The 15960-nt window shown below is 43.4% G+C and carries 12 protein-coding genes; 3 read left to right on the top strand and 9 right to left on the bottom strand.

The window, feature by feature from the left end; genetic code table 11:
* Window positions 1-2: 2 nt before the first annotated feature.
* The 6 genes from LI074_RS04015 to LI074_RS03990 form a co-directional block, all read right to left on the bottom strand.
* Window positions 3-1163: a LicD family protein gene (locus LI074_RS04015; RefSeq protein ID WP_173697781.1), complete on the bottom strand. Its 1161-nt coding sequence runs from the start codon at window positions 1161-1163 to the stop codon at window positions 3-5.
* A gap of 24 nt (window positions 1164-1187) precedes the next feature.
* On the bottom strand, window positions 1188-3614 hold the full coding sequence (locus LI074_RS04010) for a LicD family protein (protein WP_173697780.1): 2427 nt from the start codon (window positions 3612-3614) through the stop codon (window positions 1188-1190).
* Complete coding sequence (locus tag LI074_RS04005) at window positions 3611-4918, bottom strand: adenylyltransferase/cytidyltransferase family protein (RefSeq protein ID WP_118341630.1); 1308 nt, start codon at window positions 4916-4918, stop codon at window positions 3611-3613. The genes LI074_RS04010 and LI074_RS04005 overlap by 4 nt, the downstream gene beginning before the upstream one ends.
* 235 nt (window positions 4919-5153) lie before the next feature.
* Entirely contained in the window at window positions 5154-6512 is a 1359-nt protein-coding gene (locus tag LI074_RS04000) for an acyltransferase family protein (RefSeq protein ID WP_118759331.1), read from the bottom strand.
* 328 nt (window positions 6513-6840) lie between these two features.
* Entirely contained in the window at window positions 6841-7605 is a 765-nt protein-coding gene (locus LI074_RS03995; protein ID WP_022380408.1) for a glycosyltransferase family 2 protein, read from the bottom strand.
* 2 nt (window positions 7606-7607) lie between these two features.
* A complete protein-coding gene (locus LI074_RS03990; RefSeq protein ID WP_022380407.1) occupies window positions 7608-9008 on the bottom strand; it encodes an exopolysaccharide biosynthesis polyprenyl glycosylphosphotransferase in 1401 nt (466 codons plus the stop codon).
* A gap of 442 nt (window positions 9009-9450) precedes the next feature.
* On the opposite strand from LI074_RS03990, the gene LI074_RS03985 reads away from it, so the two are divergent.
* The 3 genes from LI074_RS03985 to LI074_RS03975 all read left to right on the top strand — a co-directional run bounded on the left by LI074_RS03985 (window position 9451) and on the right by LI074_RS03975 (window position 12571).
* Window positions 9451-10590 carry a glucose-1-phosphate adenylyltransferase gene (locus tag LI074_RS03985; protein WP_022380243.1) on the top strand — a complete coding sequence of 380 codons (1140 nt, stop codon included), beginning with the start codon at window positions 9451-9453 and terminating at the stop codon, window positions 10588-10590.
* A 1-nt stretch (window position 10591) separates the two neighbouring features.
* Window positions 10592-11707, top strand: a complete 1116-nt coding sequence (gene glgD / locus LI074_RS03980; RefSeq protein WP_173697778.1) for a glucose-1-phosphate adenylyltransferase subunit GlgD — start codon at window positions 10592-10594, stop codon at window positions 11705-11707.
* Window positions 11708-11974: 267 nt separating this feature from the next.
* Window positions 11975-12571 carry a 50S ribosomal protein L25 gene (locus tag LI074_RS03975; RefSeq protein WP_173697777.1) on the top strand — a complete coding sequence of 199 codons (597 nt, stop codon included), beginning with the start codon at window positions 11975-11977 and terminating at the stop codon, window positions 12569-12571.
* Window positions 12572-12691: 120 nt separating this feature from the next.
* On the opposite strand, the gene LI074_RS03970 is transcribed toward LI074_RS03975, so the two are convergent.
* From LI074_RS03970 to LI074_RS03960, 3 genes are all read right to left on the bottom strand, one after another.
* Window positions 12692-14242 carry a PucR family transcriptional regulator gene (locus LI074_RS03970; RefSeq protein ID WP_179962932.1) on the bottom strand — a complete coding sequence of 517 codons (1551 nt, stop codon included), beginning with the start codon at window positions 14240-14242 and terminating at the stop codon, window positions 12692-12694.
* Between the two features lie 107 nt (window positions 14243-14349).
* Window positions 14350-14985 carry a cobalamin B12-binding domain-containing protein gene (locus LI074_RS03965; protein ID WP_008705404.1) on the bottom strand — a complete coding sequence of 212 codons (636 nt, stop codon included), beginning with the start codon at window positions 14983-14985 and terminating at the stop codon, window positions 14350-14352.
* Window positions 14986-15396: 411 nt separating this feature from the next.
* Window positions 15397-15933 (bottom strand): DUF2284 domain-containing protein, encoded by a 537-nt coding sequence (locus LI074_RS03960; protein ID WP_118616805.1) that lies wholly within the window; start codon window positions 15931-15933, stop codon window positions 15397-15399.
* Window positions 15934-15960 lie beyond the last annotated feature (27 nt).

Below are 15960 nucleotides of genomic sequence, written 5' to 3'. Positions count from 1 at the left end.
CGTCAGATCAGCGTGCCGATCTTACTTCTCTGTACTGTCTTTCCTGTTTTCTCCAGTACGTCTACATAAATGTCAAAAATCTCTTCGTCCTCTGCAAAGAGTTCATTCTTCTGCAGACTCTTCTGCATCATCTTGAAATAGGGACGAAATACCCTCTCAAGTGTCATATAATCTTCATTCTTATACAAGTTCTTAATGTAGTCTTTCTGCTTCTCATAGGAAACACTCAGATTCATGCGCTCCCCACAGAACTCTACATAATCCCAGCATTCATTGAAGTAGTCTTTGTGCCGCCTGCTTCTGGCAAGTTTGCGGGCATTTTTCATTCGCTCTTTACAGTATTTCTCAAAGTTTCCGGATTCTTTCCAGAACTGTGTATAGCTTACCCTCGCACTGACCACCAGCGCAATGGGTGTCACATAGCGGGGTTCCTTTGCATCTTTATAATTCTTTCCATAGCTTATGGTAAGATACTCTGCGGTTTTTGCCGGAACCTGGAGTTCTGCACCTTCCAGAGTGACACGTCTACTCTCCGCAAAAATTTCTGCAGGGAAAACGGTAGTCTGTTTTCTTCTTTTGAGGATATATTTATTTACTCCGGGCTGCTGGCAGGATCTGACAAGTCTGTCATACAAATGTGCAGCCTGTCCCTGGCGTCCGGTTATCATGCACTGCAGCCGCATAATTGTACGGTTCACCCTGCTCCTGAAATTTCTATCTGCATAATTGATATGACAGAGCTCTGTCCATGCATTCTCATCTCTGGATAATCTGCGTTCTGCTTTTACAGAAGCTGCCGGCGTTCTGAGCGGAAAAATATTGACTCCTATTCCCGGGAATGCGTAGTCTCTGGTGTTGTCCAGATTCAGGCACAGAGTATCTGTATTGGTGTATCTCAGATAAAATCCTGAGAACCATTTGTGGCTCTTCATGGATTCCAGTGCTCTCTTTTCCCTTGGATCTTCATCCACAGCCAGACGGAACCGTTCCATATCCGCTGTTTTCATCAGCACAACTCCAAACATGGGATTCTGTGGGAAAGGATGCCCTTCCACTGCGCAGAGTGTCAGTCGTGGAGAGAGGTAATATTCTATTTTATTCCGGCGGCATATTTCATCGATTTCCTGTAATAATGATAAAATCACCTTTTGTTTTTTGTTCAACTCTTTACTCCATTTCTATTGATGTCACTTAACAGTTACAGTCTGCACGATCTTCTTAATATCTTCAATACTTTCATATTTATCAAGCCATTTATCAAGCACAACTGTAATATCCGTCTTCTTTCCAAAGCTTTTCGCCTGTCTGCTGCCATCGTTCAGATCATTGATAAAAATACGGTACAGCTCTGTTCTTACATAAGAAGGCATCTCATATTCCAGTGCTTTCCTATAATTTGCAAAAGCCTCCCTGGTCTGTCCCTGTTTCATCCTGACATCACCCACCAGCTTATAAGCGCAGGCTTTCTCTTCTCTGCGGAACTGACGGTTTCGTACCTGTTCTGCAAGCCACTCCAGTTCGCTCTCCTCACCTGTACAGATGATCTGGGTGCGCAGTTCTGCAAGCTCATCGGAATACCCCAGCCGCTTCCATGCTCTTGTAAGAGCTTTCCTGTACATCTTATGTTCTTCTGAAACTTTAACCTGTATATCCGCCGGCGCTTTAACTTCTTCAGTTTCTGCTGACGGATCTGATACTTTTTTATTCACATCATCAGCCGATGTTTCATCTGATGTTCTATCTGATTTTATCTGTTTTCTGCTTTTTCCCGGATTTTTCTCCACACTGACTGGCGTGATCATCTGTGTACCGATCACAGCCCGGATTTCACCGATTTCTTTCTCTATCTCGCTCTGCGTACGTGCACACACTGTTTTTGCCAGATATAATGCTCCCTGGATATCATCATCCTCAGGTATCAGACGACTCCACAGCTCCATCAATGCGAGAGCCTCCTTCTTGTTGTGGTTTGCAATAAGCTCTTCACAGCTTTTCAGGATTTCAGATTTGTATCCTCTGAAGAATCTGTCCATCTCCATCCATACAATTCCGTTAGTTGTCTTATTCTTTACCTGAAGATAAAGCTCTGCCGCTTTCTGCATCTCGCCATCCATCCAGAAGATATCTGCCTTATATTTCAGGAAATAACCATCCTCAGGAAACATCTTAAGAGCCTTATCAAGAAAACGTTCTGCTTCGACCCGGTTCTCTCCCGCATCCTCCATCAGAAACCTGCACTTAAATTTCATAAATCCCGGATGTCCCGGATATTTCTTCAGAAGCTCATTGACGATCTGTTCTGCCTCCTTTATCCGATGGAATTCATAATGATCCGCAGCTTTCCTGAAAAACTCAATATCTTCTTTCAGTCCCTCCATCTCAGGACTCAAATGGTCAAGCTGCTGACGGACCTGCATCATCCGATATGCCTTTGACACACGTTCTGTATAAAACAGAGTAAGCATTGCCGCATAGAATACATCGTCAGGTATCTCCACAAGTGTTGGATGATAAAAAGCATAAATGTTGGTATAGTCTTCTCTTCCGATAAAGTCAGCACTGAGCTGATTCTTATAATAAGAGCCAAAAAGTGCACTCAGCTTACGGAAAGATCTGCTTTCCACCAGCTCTCTGATCTTAAGTCCTGATTCATCGATCGCTCTCTGCAGGTCCAGTGCAACAGCGCGGGCTTTCATTGCAAGCCCATCCTGGCGGACCTTATGGTTTTTTTTCGCAATGCGCATATTGTAGAACTTTCGGAACACACTGTCCCAGCGCAATCTTTCCTTATTGATCTTCGGCATGTATTCTTCACGTAGCTCCTGATAAGGAAGATCATCTACACACACTGCTACATGACCCTCCCTCTTATCATGAGGAGGCATATATGACCACTCGTCTCCATAATGCCAGATCAGATAGTCACTGCACTTATTTGGGATCATTGCCTTTTTTCCCTCAAAGATGCCCTCCTTTACAGGGAACATCATATCCTTATCAAAAAGAAACGGGCAGCCGCCCCAGCGCATGGCATAACGGTCACATTCCTCTTCTTTATAAGAGAACATGATCTTCTCAAGCTTTGCCAGTGTCCTTTTTTTGCCAAGAAAAATATAAGAAAAAAGATACTTCAGATACATGGATGCAGGTATCTCCCAGCGGTCGCTGTAGCCTACAGAAATATTGATAAGATCTGAGTAGATCATCATGTGTGTTCTATATTTCTCGTATTCTTTGTCGTCAGCCGGAATAGGATCCAGTGTAAGAATGTCTATGATTTCTCCGCCGCAGTCCTTCCCGATAATCTGGCTCTTATGGATGGCACAGGTATTTGTGGATGCGTAACGCGGAAATGAATTTGTATAGTTTCTGTCCACCTCCGAACACTGTATCTCTCTGTCAGGCGGGAGTTCTGTTTTGCATATCTCTATGAATTTCTCCCAGTCCGGACGTGGCATATAAAGGTCTACATCATCATCCCAGGGAACAAATCCCTCATGTCTGAGAGCTCCAATCAGGGAGCCTCCTGCCAACACGTATCTGAGGTTATGTTCTCTGCAGATTTCATCAACCTCCCTGAAAAGCTTCAGGAGGTATTTCTGTTTCTCCGTCATGAATTGTCCTTTCTGTTGATTGTTTCCAAAATTTCTATTATTTTTACCGACTCATCATAGAAAAGCCGGGTACATTCTGTCCGTTTGTCTCTGATCATAATCATCAGCTCCTGCAGCAGATAGCGGAAACCATTTCCCTCGAAGTTAAAGCTGTACCTTTTCAGAAATTCTTTTCCTGAAATATTGGCTTCAAAGTATCCGGTGTTCCACCAGTCATTAGGGATAGTTACCCTGCCGTTGCTTCCGATGATCACAAGTTCATTCTCAATGTCAACCGTTGTTCCGATCTCAATAGTCGCCAGTGCACCGGCGTATTTCATGGAAATCATATCATATACAAAACGGCCTTCCTGATTGCGGACCGCATTGGTGTTGATATCCTGGCATTTTTTTCCCAGCAGTTTCAGTACTGCGCAGATAGCTGTGCAGACCGTCTCATTAAAAGTCCTGCCGCCCTCGAAATCATCCTGGGAGATTGCACATTTGACACTTACCAGATCTCCCACCAGGTTACTGTGTACCAGCCATACCAGCTGATTAAACGCCCGCAGGTAGACCAGTGTGGTCCGTTCAATGAGAACCACATTGTTCTCCCTTGCCACCTGAAACAGGTAGCGCAGTTTCTCTGAGGAAAGTGTCATGGGCGAATCACTGATCACATATTTTCCTTTTTTCAGCGCTCGCTCAATATATTCAGCTCTCCGGTTCAGCGATGTCTTGATATAAACAATATCTACATCTGCCAGAAATTCATCATAGCTGTTCCAGCAGGAACCTAACTCATATTTATCACAGAATCTCTGTGCAGTCTCGTGATCCTCGCTGAATACACGTTCCACATGAACTCCGCTGACATATTTGGATTCCTCCACAAAATCATTATCCCGGATGTCATCCGTCACGATTCCCATATTAAAGATAACACCTTCACTGCGAAGCTTTGTACTGGAAATATTCTTGGTCCTTTCCAGATAAACTACATCACAGTAGTTCTTAAGGTAATCGAATTTCCCTCTCCAGTCAGATCCTACCACCAGGACATCAATATCATACTTAATGATGTCATTGACCTTCTGTCCCTGATATTCCTCAATGATGATCTCATCTGCCAGCCCCGTCCTTCGCACATTCTCGATTCTCTTAATGAGGCTGTCCCGCACATTGAGTTTGCCCCGCTCAATGTCAAAGCTCTCACTTGTGACACCTACGATCAGATAATCACCAAGTGCTTTTGCTCTTTTGATAATATTGTAGTGGCCTTTATGAAAAAGATCAAAAGTGCCATATGTGATTACTCTCTTCATTCTTTCGTCATAACTCCCCTGAAAAAAATATTCTTATTTTGCCGAACAGTTTTCCTGCTCCATACGTTACTGTTCACTCCGTTCACAGTAACCTCCATACGATAGATACTTTGATTATATCATACTTCCCAACTTCCGTCACCTGTCCGTTACAAAAATGTTAAATTCGCATTAACTTTATAAAAAGAAGAGTTTTGAAATACTGTTTTTGTATCTCAAAACTCTTCCTTTGTGTTTATGGTTCTTTATTGTCGTCCATCGTTCTGGTAGTAGCTTCCAGTTCCTGGATCAGGTCTTCCAGCGAAAGCTCCTCTTCCCCTTTGATCAGTTCATCAGGGATATCATCCAGATTATCCTCTTCAATCTCCAGCTCCATGCCGGCCACATTGCTGAAGCCTTCATGCCTGTCGGAAGAAGTATGATCCGGTGTATCCTCGTCCATATTTACTTTCTCCACATGTCCGTCCTGCTCACTCTCTGAATCAAGCGTTGCCGCAAGCTCTGCGATGGCTTTCTTTCTTCTGAGAAGTTCATATTCATCATATTCGCTGTCATACTCTTCTTCCAGACCTTCATCTCTGACTGTCTTATCCTTCTTGATCAGGATAAATGCGATCAGATTCAGAACACCCGTATAGAGCAGATCCACAGGCAGACTTCCCAGCACAAGTACAAATACCAGTGATACTCCCAGAAGCACCCATACATTGTTCATTGCAGGAAGCATCAGGATATATAAACCATTCATAATGATCATGATCGGATAATGGAAGAAATAAATTCCCATTGTATGTCGTCCCACATAGGTGAGCGGCAGTTTGATGTCCGGCACTAACGCAAGCATCGTATAGACAACTACGAAAGATACCAGATACATCAGCAGTCTGAGGATCACTCCCTGAGGATCCGTCAGGCCACAGAGCTGATATCCATGATTACCTCGGAAAATAGCAATTCCCATTTCATTTGGGATCATATAATTCGGTATCGCCCACAAAAGGACTCCGGAGATTGCCACCAGGATCCATTTTCCCTTAAATTTACGGATCGCTGTGATATATTCACTCTTCCAGAGATACCCCGCAACAAAGAACGGGAAAAATACCACGATTCTTGATGATGACAGGAATGTGGTAAATTCCGGTCTGGTTCCTGCCCATAATGCGAACAGGATACTGAGCGGAACAATAAATCTGATCTTACCCAGGGCCTCAATGGTAAGACGGTAAATAAACAGTGCCAGTATATACCACATGACACTTCCGGTAGGACGCAGTATCTCATAATCTACAGATCTGCCCAGCCATATCTGTGAATACCAGGTTAAGGTATATCCCAGAACATAAGGGATCAGCAGGTTCTTAAAATTCTTCAGCACATTCTGAGGTTTCTTTGACAGATATCCTGAAATAAAAACAAATGCAGGCATGTGAAAAATCGTGATCGCATACCACACATATCTCACTACAGTGTCTACCTTTACAAGGTTAAATGCAATAATATGGTTAAATACTACCAGAAAGATAAGCAAAACTTTAATGTTATCGATCAGGCAGGAGTACGGCACCGCCGCTCTCTCTTTTTTTATTTTCATGTTTAAGTACTATCCTCTAATCATATTTCTGACTTCTACTGTGTGAACATACAACCCCATTCTGCCAGATTCTTCAGATGACCGGCAGACAAAAAACGCACAGCAATGTAACGGGCAATTAACCGCAAAGTCATATTTACTGCAACAAGCATAACATATTTTTACGATTTATGGAATAGAAACTTAACATTTCGGTCAATGGAAATATTTTGTTACTGTTCACACACCACTATCCCGCGAGGTGTTTTGGCATGAATATGCCAAAATCCCGAGACATACAAGCCAAAATTCCATTGCCGCAGGCAATCTGGAATGAATTTTGGCTACGTTACTGTGAACGAAGTGAACAGTAGCAATATTTCCATATTCCATGTACAGCATAAGAACAGAAAAAAATACAGCTTCTGATCCTGCCGTAACCGGCGTATCTGTAGACATTGTAAGTCATGGCTGCTGATTTCAGTTTGTTTCTGGATTTGCCACCTTCGCTGAGACGGTATTTCAGATAGGGTTTGTTGATTCCGGCAGCACAGCCGTATTTTCGCAGGATTTTCAGCCAGGTGATATAATCCTCATGGCTGTCGTCATGCTCCATGGGAAATTCACGCGCCACATCCCTTCTGAGTATTACCGAAGAACAGTTGATGCTGTTATGTTTCAGAAGTTCTCTGTAGGTGATCTTCTCTTTTACAGGGATTGTCCGTCCTGTACTGCTTCCGTCTGCTTTCATCAGTTCCCGCCCTGTAGAACACAGCACGTATCCTGTCTCTTCCAGACGTTTCAGCTGTTCTTTCAGCTTGCCTGGCTCCCACCAGTCATCTGCATCCAGAAAAGCAATGTAGGTTCCCTGTGCCAGCCCGACTCCTCTGTTTCTGGAGCCTGCAGCTCCCATATTCTGTTCATTCTTAATATACCGAAAGTCCTCTCTGCCCTCATAGGCAGACAGGACTTCCTCTGTATGGTCTGTAGAACCGTCATCGATCACCAGAAGTTCCAGCGAAACTCCCTGTTCATAGACGGATTCCACAGCCTTTCTAATATATTTTTCTCCGTTGTAAACCGGCATGATCACAGATACCAGCGGTTTATTCATTGTCATTCCTCCGTTTTATTCTCTGACACTCCGGCGTTTTTCCCGGAATCCTTCAACGCATTTACCTGTCTGTCATCTACTCCCTCAGATACTTCTTTCTGGAAAAAGATTTTAACTGTCATAAAGATCAGCTTGATATCCAGCAGGAAGGAATAATTCTCAATATAAAACAGATCCAGCTTTAATTTGTCATAAGGAGTTGTATTATACTTACCGTAGACCTGCGCATATCCGGTAAGACCTGCTTTAACTTTCAGACGATAATAGAATTCCGGAAGCTCTTTCTCATACTCAAGCATGATACTTTCACGTTCCGGACGCGGACCTACCAGAGACATATCTCCCTTAAATACATTGAAAAGCTGAGGAAGCTCATCCAGATGAAGATTTCTCAGCACATGACCTACCGGTGTGATACGGGAATCATGCTTGGATGCCAGTCTTGCACCGTTTTTCTCCGAATCTACGCACATACTGCGGAATTTACAGATCTTAAAGGGCTTTCCACCCAATGTCAGACGGTCCTGAAAATAAAACACCGGACCTCTGTCGTATGCTTTTACCGCAATCGCTATGATCAGCATGATCGGTGAAGTGATTATAATGCCGATCCCTGAGATCAGAATATCCATAACTCTCTTTGCGGCACGCTGGTCTACTGCCAGTCCCATATTTCTGGATACCAGAAGCGGTGTGTCAAAAAGATGGATGCGTTCACTTCCCATAAGAATGATGTCCGAAATCTTCGGACTCACATAGCATCGGACAGAATGTGCAAAACAGTATTTCAGATAACGGTTTCTCTCTGTTGAATGCAGATCCCAGATGATCACGCCGTCATAATCCTGCATCATCTGATGGATTTTTTCTTCTCCCACACTGATGTGTACCTTGCCGCTGATGTCATATTTGTCCTTTCGGGAATTCATCTTATGGATCAGGTCGTCCCCTGGATCCCGGTCACCGTAAATGACCAGAAGCCGGCGTGCGCGGTAAAGTCCGGAATAGATATACCTTGAACCAAATATCCAGATAATGATCAGCACCAGCTGTATTCCTGTCATCTCGATCATAGGCCATACGCTCAGGAACCATCTGTTGATCAGGGTGATCTCCAGATATTCCACCACATTGGTACACAAAAGTGCCAGTGTCAGCGAATAAAATACATCAATCCTCTTAAGATATCCAACCTTAAGTCCTCCGTACAATTTGGCAAACAGGGCAAACATCAGACCGTAGATTGCGATCAGTACCCAGTTACCTTTGCGCCAGAAAGGCTCGTCAATCTGTCCTCTGTAAACGGAATACCACACCCATGCAAAGACCGCCGCCTGTGCCAGAACCACCAGACTCGCCAGACAAAATACGATAAATCGTTTATAATCTTCTCTTTTACTCACGTGATAACCTCTGTTTCTCTGTAACTGTTCAGTATTTTCACAGTTACGCGTTTCTTCTATAAATTCCTACCTATTATAACGTAAGAACTATTATACGTCCACCCGTTTCACTTAAATTTGTGAACAAATGTTACTGTTCACACAGCATTATTCCGCGAGGTGTTTTGGCATGAATATGCCAAAATCCCGAGACATACAGGCCAAAATTCCATTGCCGCAGGCAATCTGGAATGAATTTTGGTACGTTATAAGCATAATTTACAAATATCTTTAATCCCCCGTCATGCGATTCGTCTCGATATTTGTATATAATGTATAATTTTTCGTCGATTTTACTTAGTTTGTAGCAAAGTTTTTACATATTTTTTTCAGAAACCTATGGAAAAATGTCAGGAGAAAATGTATAATAATACATAACAAATGAAAGCGAGGGTTCACTATTATGAAACAAAATAGTATGTTGGCCATGATCCTGGCCGGCGGTCGTGGCAGCCGTCTGCATGATCTTACCAATAAAGTGGCAAAGCCGGCCGTTTCATACGGCGGTAAATATCGTATCGTAGACTTTCCTTTAAGCAACTGCGCCAACAGTGGCGTTGATGTTGTAGGTGTACTTACACAGTATGAATCAATCCAGCTGAACAGTTATGTGGCAGCCGGCGGACGCTGGGGGCTTGATGCTAAAAACAGCGGTGTTTACGTTCTTCCTCCACGTGAGAAAGCAGATGAGAATCTGAATGTATATCGCGGAACTGCAGATGCAATCTCCCAGAATATTGATTTCATTGATAAATTTGATCCTGAATACGTTCTTGTTCTTTCCGGTGACCATATTTATAAAATGAACTATGACAAGATGCTTGCAGCCCACAAAGAAGCAAAGGCAGATGCAACCATCGCAGTTATCGGAGTTCCGATGAAAGAGGCAAGCCGTTTTGGTATCATGAATACTGATGAATCCGGACGTATCGTAGAATTCGAAGAGAAACCTGAGCATCCGAAGAGCAACCTTGCATCCATGGGTATCTATATCTTCACCTGGAAACTCCTCCGCAAGATGCTGATGGCTGATATCAAGAATCCGGATTCCAGCCATGACTTCGGTAAGGATATCATCCCTACTATGCTTAACGATAACAGAACTCTTTATGCATATAAATTTGAAGGATACTGGAAAGATGTTGGTACCATCGACTCTCTCTGGGAAGCAAACATGGATCTGTTAAGTTCCAAGAATGAACTGGATCTGGGTGATCCGTCATGGAAGATTTATACAGAAGATGTTACCGCACTTCCACAGTACATCAGCGCAGAAGCAGATGTTAAAGATGCATATATCACACAGGGCTGTGTTGTTCAGGGCGAAGTTAAGCATTCCGTTCTCTTTACAGGTGTTAAGATTGGTGCAGGTGCCAGAATTATCGACAGTGTACTGATGCCGGGTGTTGTTGTAGAAGAGGGTGCCGTTGTTCAGCGTGCACTTGTAGCTGACGGTGTCCGCATCGGTAAAGGTGCAGTTGTCGGTGCCGCAGACAGTGAGCACATTGAGCTTGTAGCGAAACGCGTAAAGGGGGCAGAATAATATGTATAAGGCATTTGGAATCGTAAGCTCTTCCGGGAGAAATATTTATGTAGATGGTATGCAGGATTATCGCCCAATCGGTGCGTTTTCTTTCCTTGGCAGATACAGAGTCATTGACTTCCCTATCTCCAATATGACCAACAGCAACATTGAACGTATTCAGGTCTATATCAATAATAAACCCCGTTCTGTTGTAGAACATCTTGGAACAGGACGTCATTACAATATCAACTCCAAGAGCGGCAAACTTCAGCTTCTCTTCTCAGAGCACAATAATGACAATGATATCTATAACACCGATATCTCCTGCTATCTGGACAACATGGAGTCCCTCAGCAGAATGAATCATCCGTATGTTGTCATTGCCCCGAGCTATATGGTTTATTCAATTGATTTTGACCAGCTTTTACATACACACATTGAGTCCGGTGCAGATGTTACCCTGCTTTATCACGCTGTTGATAACGCAAAAGAGGCTTATCTTACCTGTAATGTTCTGGGACTGAACCGCCAGAAAGGTGTGGAATCCATCGAACCGAATCATGGTAATAAGAAGAATCAGTATGTTTATATGGATACCTGTGTTATGAAAACAGAGCTTTTCATCAGCCTGATCAAAGAAGCCAAGAATCTTTCTTCCATGTATACACTGGCAGACATCCTGAATGATAAATGCGAAACTCTGGACATCCGCGGTGTTGCACACAAGGGATTCTTTGCAAGCATTACAGACTTCCCAAGTTACTATGCTGCAAACATGGCTCTCCTTAATTACAAGTCAGCTCAGGAACTTTTCCATGATAACTGGCCAATCTATACACGTACCAATGATTCCTGCCCGACTCAGTATTTCAATACTGCAGATGTGAAGAATTCCGTAATCTCCAACGGTTGCCAGATTGAAGGTACTGTTGAGAATTCCGTAATCGGTCGTGGATGCGTCATTAAAAAAGGTGCTGTTGTAAGAAACAGTGTTGTTCTCGCTGAAGTTACTGTAGGTGAGGGTGTTCACGTAGAGAATGAAGTAGTTGACAAATGGGCGAAACTCGTTCATAAAAAAGAAATCGTTTCCCCGACTGAACAGCCTGGTTATATCAGAAGAAATGATACTCTGTAATTAATGATTAATTAGATTAAATGCAAAGCCCCCCGGAAGCGGTCACTTCCGGAGGGCTTTGTTTGTGTTTACTTAAATTTCACAAACTCTTCACATTTTCCTCTTGCATTTCATTTTTAGCGTGTTATAATACAGCTGTAACAAAGATAAAGAACAAACAACTGAATACTCAAAAATACTTAACACCACCTGGAGCATTTCGGATGCTCATAAATTAAAGATAGTGTCAAGCGTGTCACCTCAGCTGTAAAATGGAGGAAAAGTCAAATGAATACTTTAAAAGCTGAAAAAAGAACAATGGACACAAAGGCCAAAAGATTAAGAAGAGAAGGCTACGTTACAGGTAACGTATTTGGCAGAGAAATGGAAGGTTCTCTTCCTGTTAAAATCGAGAAATCTGCTGTCGAGAAACTTCTCAAGACAAATAACAAAGGAAGCCAGATTATGCTGGATGTAGATGGTCAGTCATATGACGTACTGATCAAAGAGATCCAGTTCAATCCGTTAAAAGGACAGGTGGATGAAATAGATTTCCAGGCACTGGTAAGCAACGAGAAAGTACATTCCGTAGCAGAGATCGTACTTGTAAACCACGACAAGCTGGAAGCCGGTGTATTACAGCAGCATCTGGAAGAAATCTCCTTCAGAGCTCTCCCATCAGCACTGGTAGACAAAATTATGGTAGATGTCGGTGACATGAAAGTCGGCGACGTAATCAAAGTCAAAGACCTCGCCATCGCCCAGGACAAAGATGTAGACTTAAAGACAGACCCTGAAGCTGCAGTTGTATCCGTAGCCGCCGTTCACGTAGACCCGGCTCTGGAAGCTGAAGAAGAGGCTGCTGCCGAAGAAGAAGCTAAATAACATAATATCTCTTTTAACATTTATTCAGGTACGCTCAAGCGTACCTGAATTTTTTTATCAAAACATCTCCCTCCACAAATAATTGACCTTTCCAGATATCTGCACTATTCTGTTCCCGTACTATTCTTTCTCTCGCTCCTGCTCCAGCAGCCTAAACGACAATTCCAGATAAAAAATCTCCTCCGGATCATCCAGCTCCGACTGCAGGATTTCCTTAATCCTGTCCAGCCTGTAAAGAAACGTACTGCGGTGGATAAACAATTCCCTTGCCGCCTGGGTTGCACTGAGATGCTGCTCCAGATACACTCTCAATGTCTCCATGTACTGAGTCTGATTCTCCTCATCATGCTTCTTCAATTCCAGCAGCCCTTCATGACAGATCATTGTTCCCGGCAGTCTTCTTGTTGCCTGTTCCAGAATATAAGTCAATGCCACCTGACCGAAATAATGAATCCACAGATAAGGCTTCTTACGGCTTCCTACATCCAAAGCCGTCTTCGCCTGCACATACTGCCGTCTCAGATTCATATGTCCTGTCATCACCCTGCTGTATCCGGCTTTCAGATAAGTATCCCTGATAAAATAAACCAGTTTTCCGGCTACTTCCTCCTGGCTTTTTCCAAGTCTGGTAAGGTCAAAAAATGCCACAATTTCATCCTGATAAAGAAAACTCACAGAATCCTCAAATTTCTTCTTAATATATCGGCAGATTGCCTTTGTGGAAAGATTCTGCTGATTCAGATAGGTAATCTGCAGGATCAGGCACATATATTCATGATTTCCACTCCATCCCAGTTCACTCAGTTCTCTACTCACCTGCATATAATCCGCAGTTCTGTCCGACAAAATCCTGACAAAAATCTGCTCCATATCCCTGTCCGGATCTTCTTCCTCCGCTTCATGCGCAAGCAAATACTCCAGTTTCTCCACCAGAATATCCAGTACACAGATAACTCTCAGTGTAATCTCTGATCTGCACTCAGTCAAAACCAGCCTGTGAGTTGCTTTCCCATCCACAAACAGATTTCTGTTCATCGAACGACATCCACTGATGTAAGCCGGAAACATCACATATTCATGCGTATCTGCCATATCTCGATAAGTCTCATTCTGCAAAAGTGCATTTACATATTCCATATTCAACCCGTCATCTGTATACAGCCGCGCCCTCGGCGGCAGATACTCGCTTCCCGCTTCCGCCACAAAGGTAAAATCCAGTCCTGTTACAGTCATCGGATTCTGCAGAAATTCCGATGTCACCTGCAAAAGCCTGTCCATTCCGGCATGTTCTAACATCAAATCATGAATCTTCCGTTCCCATTCATCAGCCGCATCAAAAATCTCCTGCACATCATTCATAAATTCTGCTATTTCTTCCAGACTATCAAGTGCAATATGAATATACGGAATCTGCTGAAGCTCTTCTGATGCAGCATCAATTTCCTCTCTCCCACAAAATACCCAGAGTATATTTTCAGCAGTCAGAACTGCCGATTCCCACTCTTTGTCATATCTCTGTACCACATAAACATGCCCATGTCGAAATGTTTCTTTTTTTTCATAACACAAAAAGGGGCGCAGATATCCGTCTGAACCGGATAAAGTTCCCCTTTCCGTAATTTCATATTTCTCTTTTATTTTTTCATATAAATAAACTGATGACAGCTGCAAGTCTACAATCCTCCTGTCACATAATTGAAGCACCTATTTTACCAGTCAATTCTATAGCAATTTAACTCACATTATGTCTTTCTTATACGCACCTGTCAGCCCGGTTCTCACACAATAAACGTCTTCGCAACTTCCACAGCCTCAATACAGTTCTCCGTATAGGCATCTGCTCCCATATTCTTCGCCAGCTGCTCCGTTACTGCACCTCCACCAACCATAATCTTAAATTTATGCTTATTGCTGCTTCGTTTCAGAGACTTCACCACCTGCTCCATCTCCGGAATTGAAGTACTCAGAAGCGAGGAGATACACACGATCGACACATCAGGATTCTGCTTCACTGCACGCAGAAACTGCTTCTCAGAAATATCCACTCCCAGATCGATCACCTTAAATCCGGCACTACGAAACATGATCGCAACCAGATTCTTACCTACATCATGCAGATCACCTTCCACCGTTCCAAGGATTACAGTTCCGATATTCCTCCTGCCAAACTGCGAGTCCTGTTCCTCCAACAATTCAAAACCCTTGCGCACACTTCGGGCTGCTGCCAGAATTTTAATAATATCCGCACCATTGGATTTGTAATTCTCCCCCACTGTTCGCATAGCCGGAGTCATGGCCTCTTCCACAATCCGCCCTGCAGGAATATGCTGCTTCAATGCCTCCCTCACCAACTTCTCTGTCTCCCCCGGATGTCCGTCTTCAATTGTTTTTCTTAACTGTTCCAGTACTGTCATATCCTCAAGCCACCCTTAATACCTTCTGCCAAAAATCCCCCGCCCTGCGGCGAAGGATTTTTTGTTTTTTCAAACACGCTCTGCGCTTTCAATATCTGTATTTTATCATATCTCACTGTTATTTACAACGAAAACTGACTTCCCCTTCCGCAACCTCCACAGAGAATGTTACTGTTCACTCCGTTCTCAGTAACACGCTTCGCGATGCACAGAATTTATGCTAATCGCATAAATTCGCGCGGTATATCTCGGGTTTTCTGTGACCTTCGCTCACAAAAAACACCTCGCGGGATATTACCAGTGAACAGTAACCAGAGAATTTACTTGATTTAAATCAAGCAGATATTCGTAATCCGCTTCGCTACACCAAATAACTGCTCCACAGGGGACTTACCTGATTCGGCTAAAATGTTATTCCAGAAGGTAACAGCTCGTATAAGCAATCGTACAATCCCCATAATAATACTGTAGCTCATTGGCCTGGCAGACCTGTGTTACCAGCATCCCGTAAGCCTCCATCGATGAGAAAGCCTGTTTCGGAAACCTGCATGGAGCATCCGGATAAGTACAGACCTTACATTTCGTACAGCATCCCGCACCAATCGCCAGCATATCCGGATAAATCTCCCGAAGTTTCTTCTCAAATTCCACAAAATACTCCTTATGTCTGGCTTCCGTTTCCATCATTCCCTCGCCATCAAAAATATCCTCCAATTCACCAACTGTCTGAACAATAATCCCATACTTATACTGCCGGACTTTCGCTTCACATTCCTCAAGAGAGCCACATCCCGGAGGACAGCTCCAGCACTTATCATACTTATGACAGGTATCCGCTGCACACATCTGTCGAACCTCCGGCTTCAGCTCAATCGTATCACAATCCAGCAACACCACATGCGAAAACCCCTGCTCCATTCCCATTTGCTCTATTTTTTTTATATCCATAATCTAACCCCTTACTCTCTTGTATAG

The sequence above is a fragment of the Blautia sp. MSK18_10 genome (assembly GCF_020553185.1).
GTDB classification, from domain to species: Bacteria; Bacillota; Clostridia; order Lachnospirales; family Lachnospiraceae; genus Blautia_A; species Blautia_A wexlerae.
The sequence above is the reverse complement of the archived record's forward strand: the minus strand, read 5'-3'. Positions and strand labels throughout refer to the sequence as shown.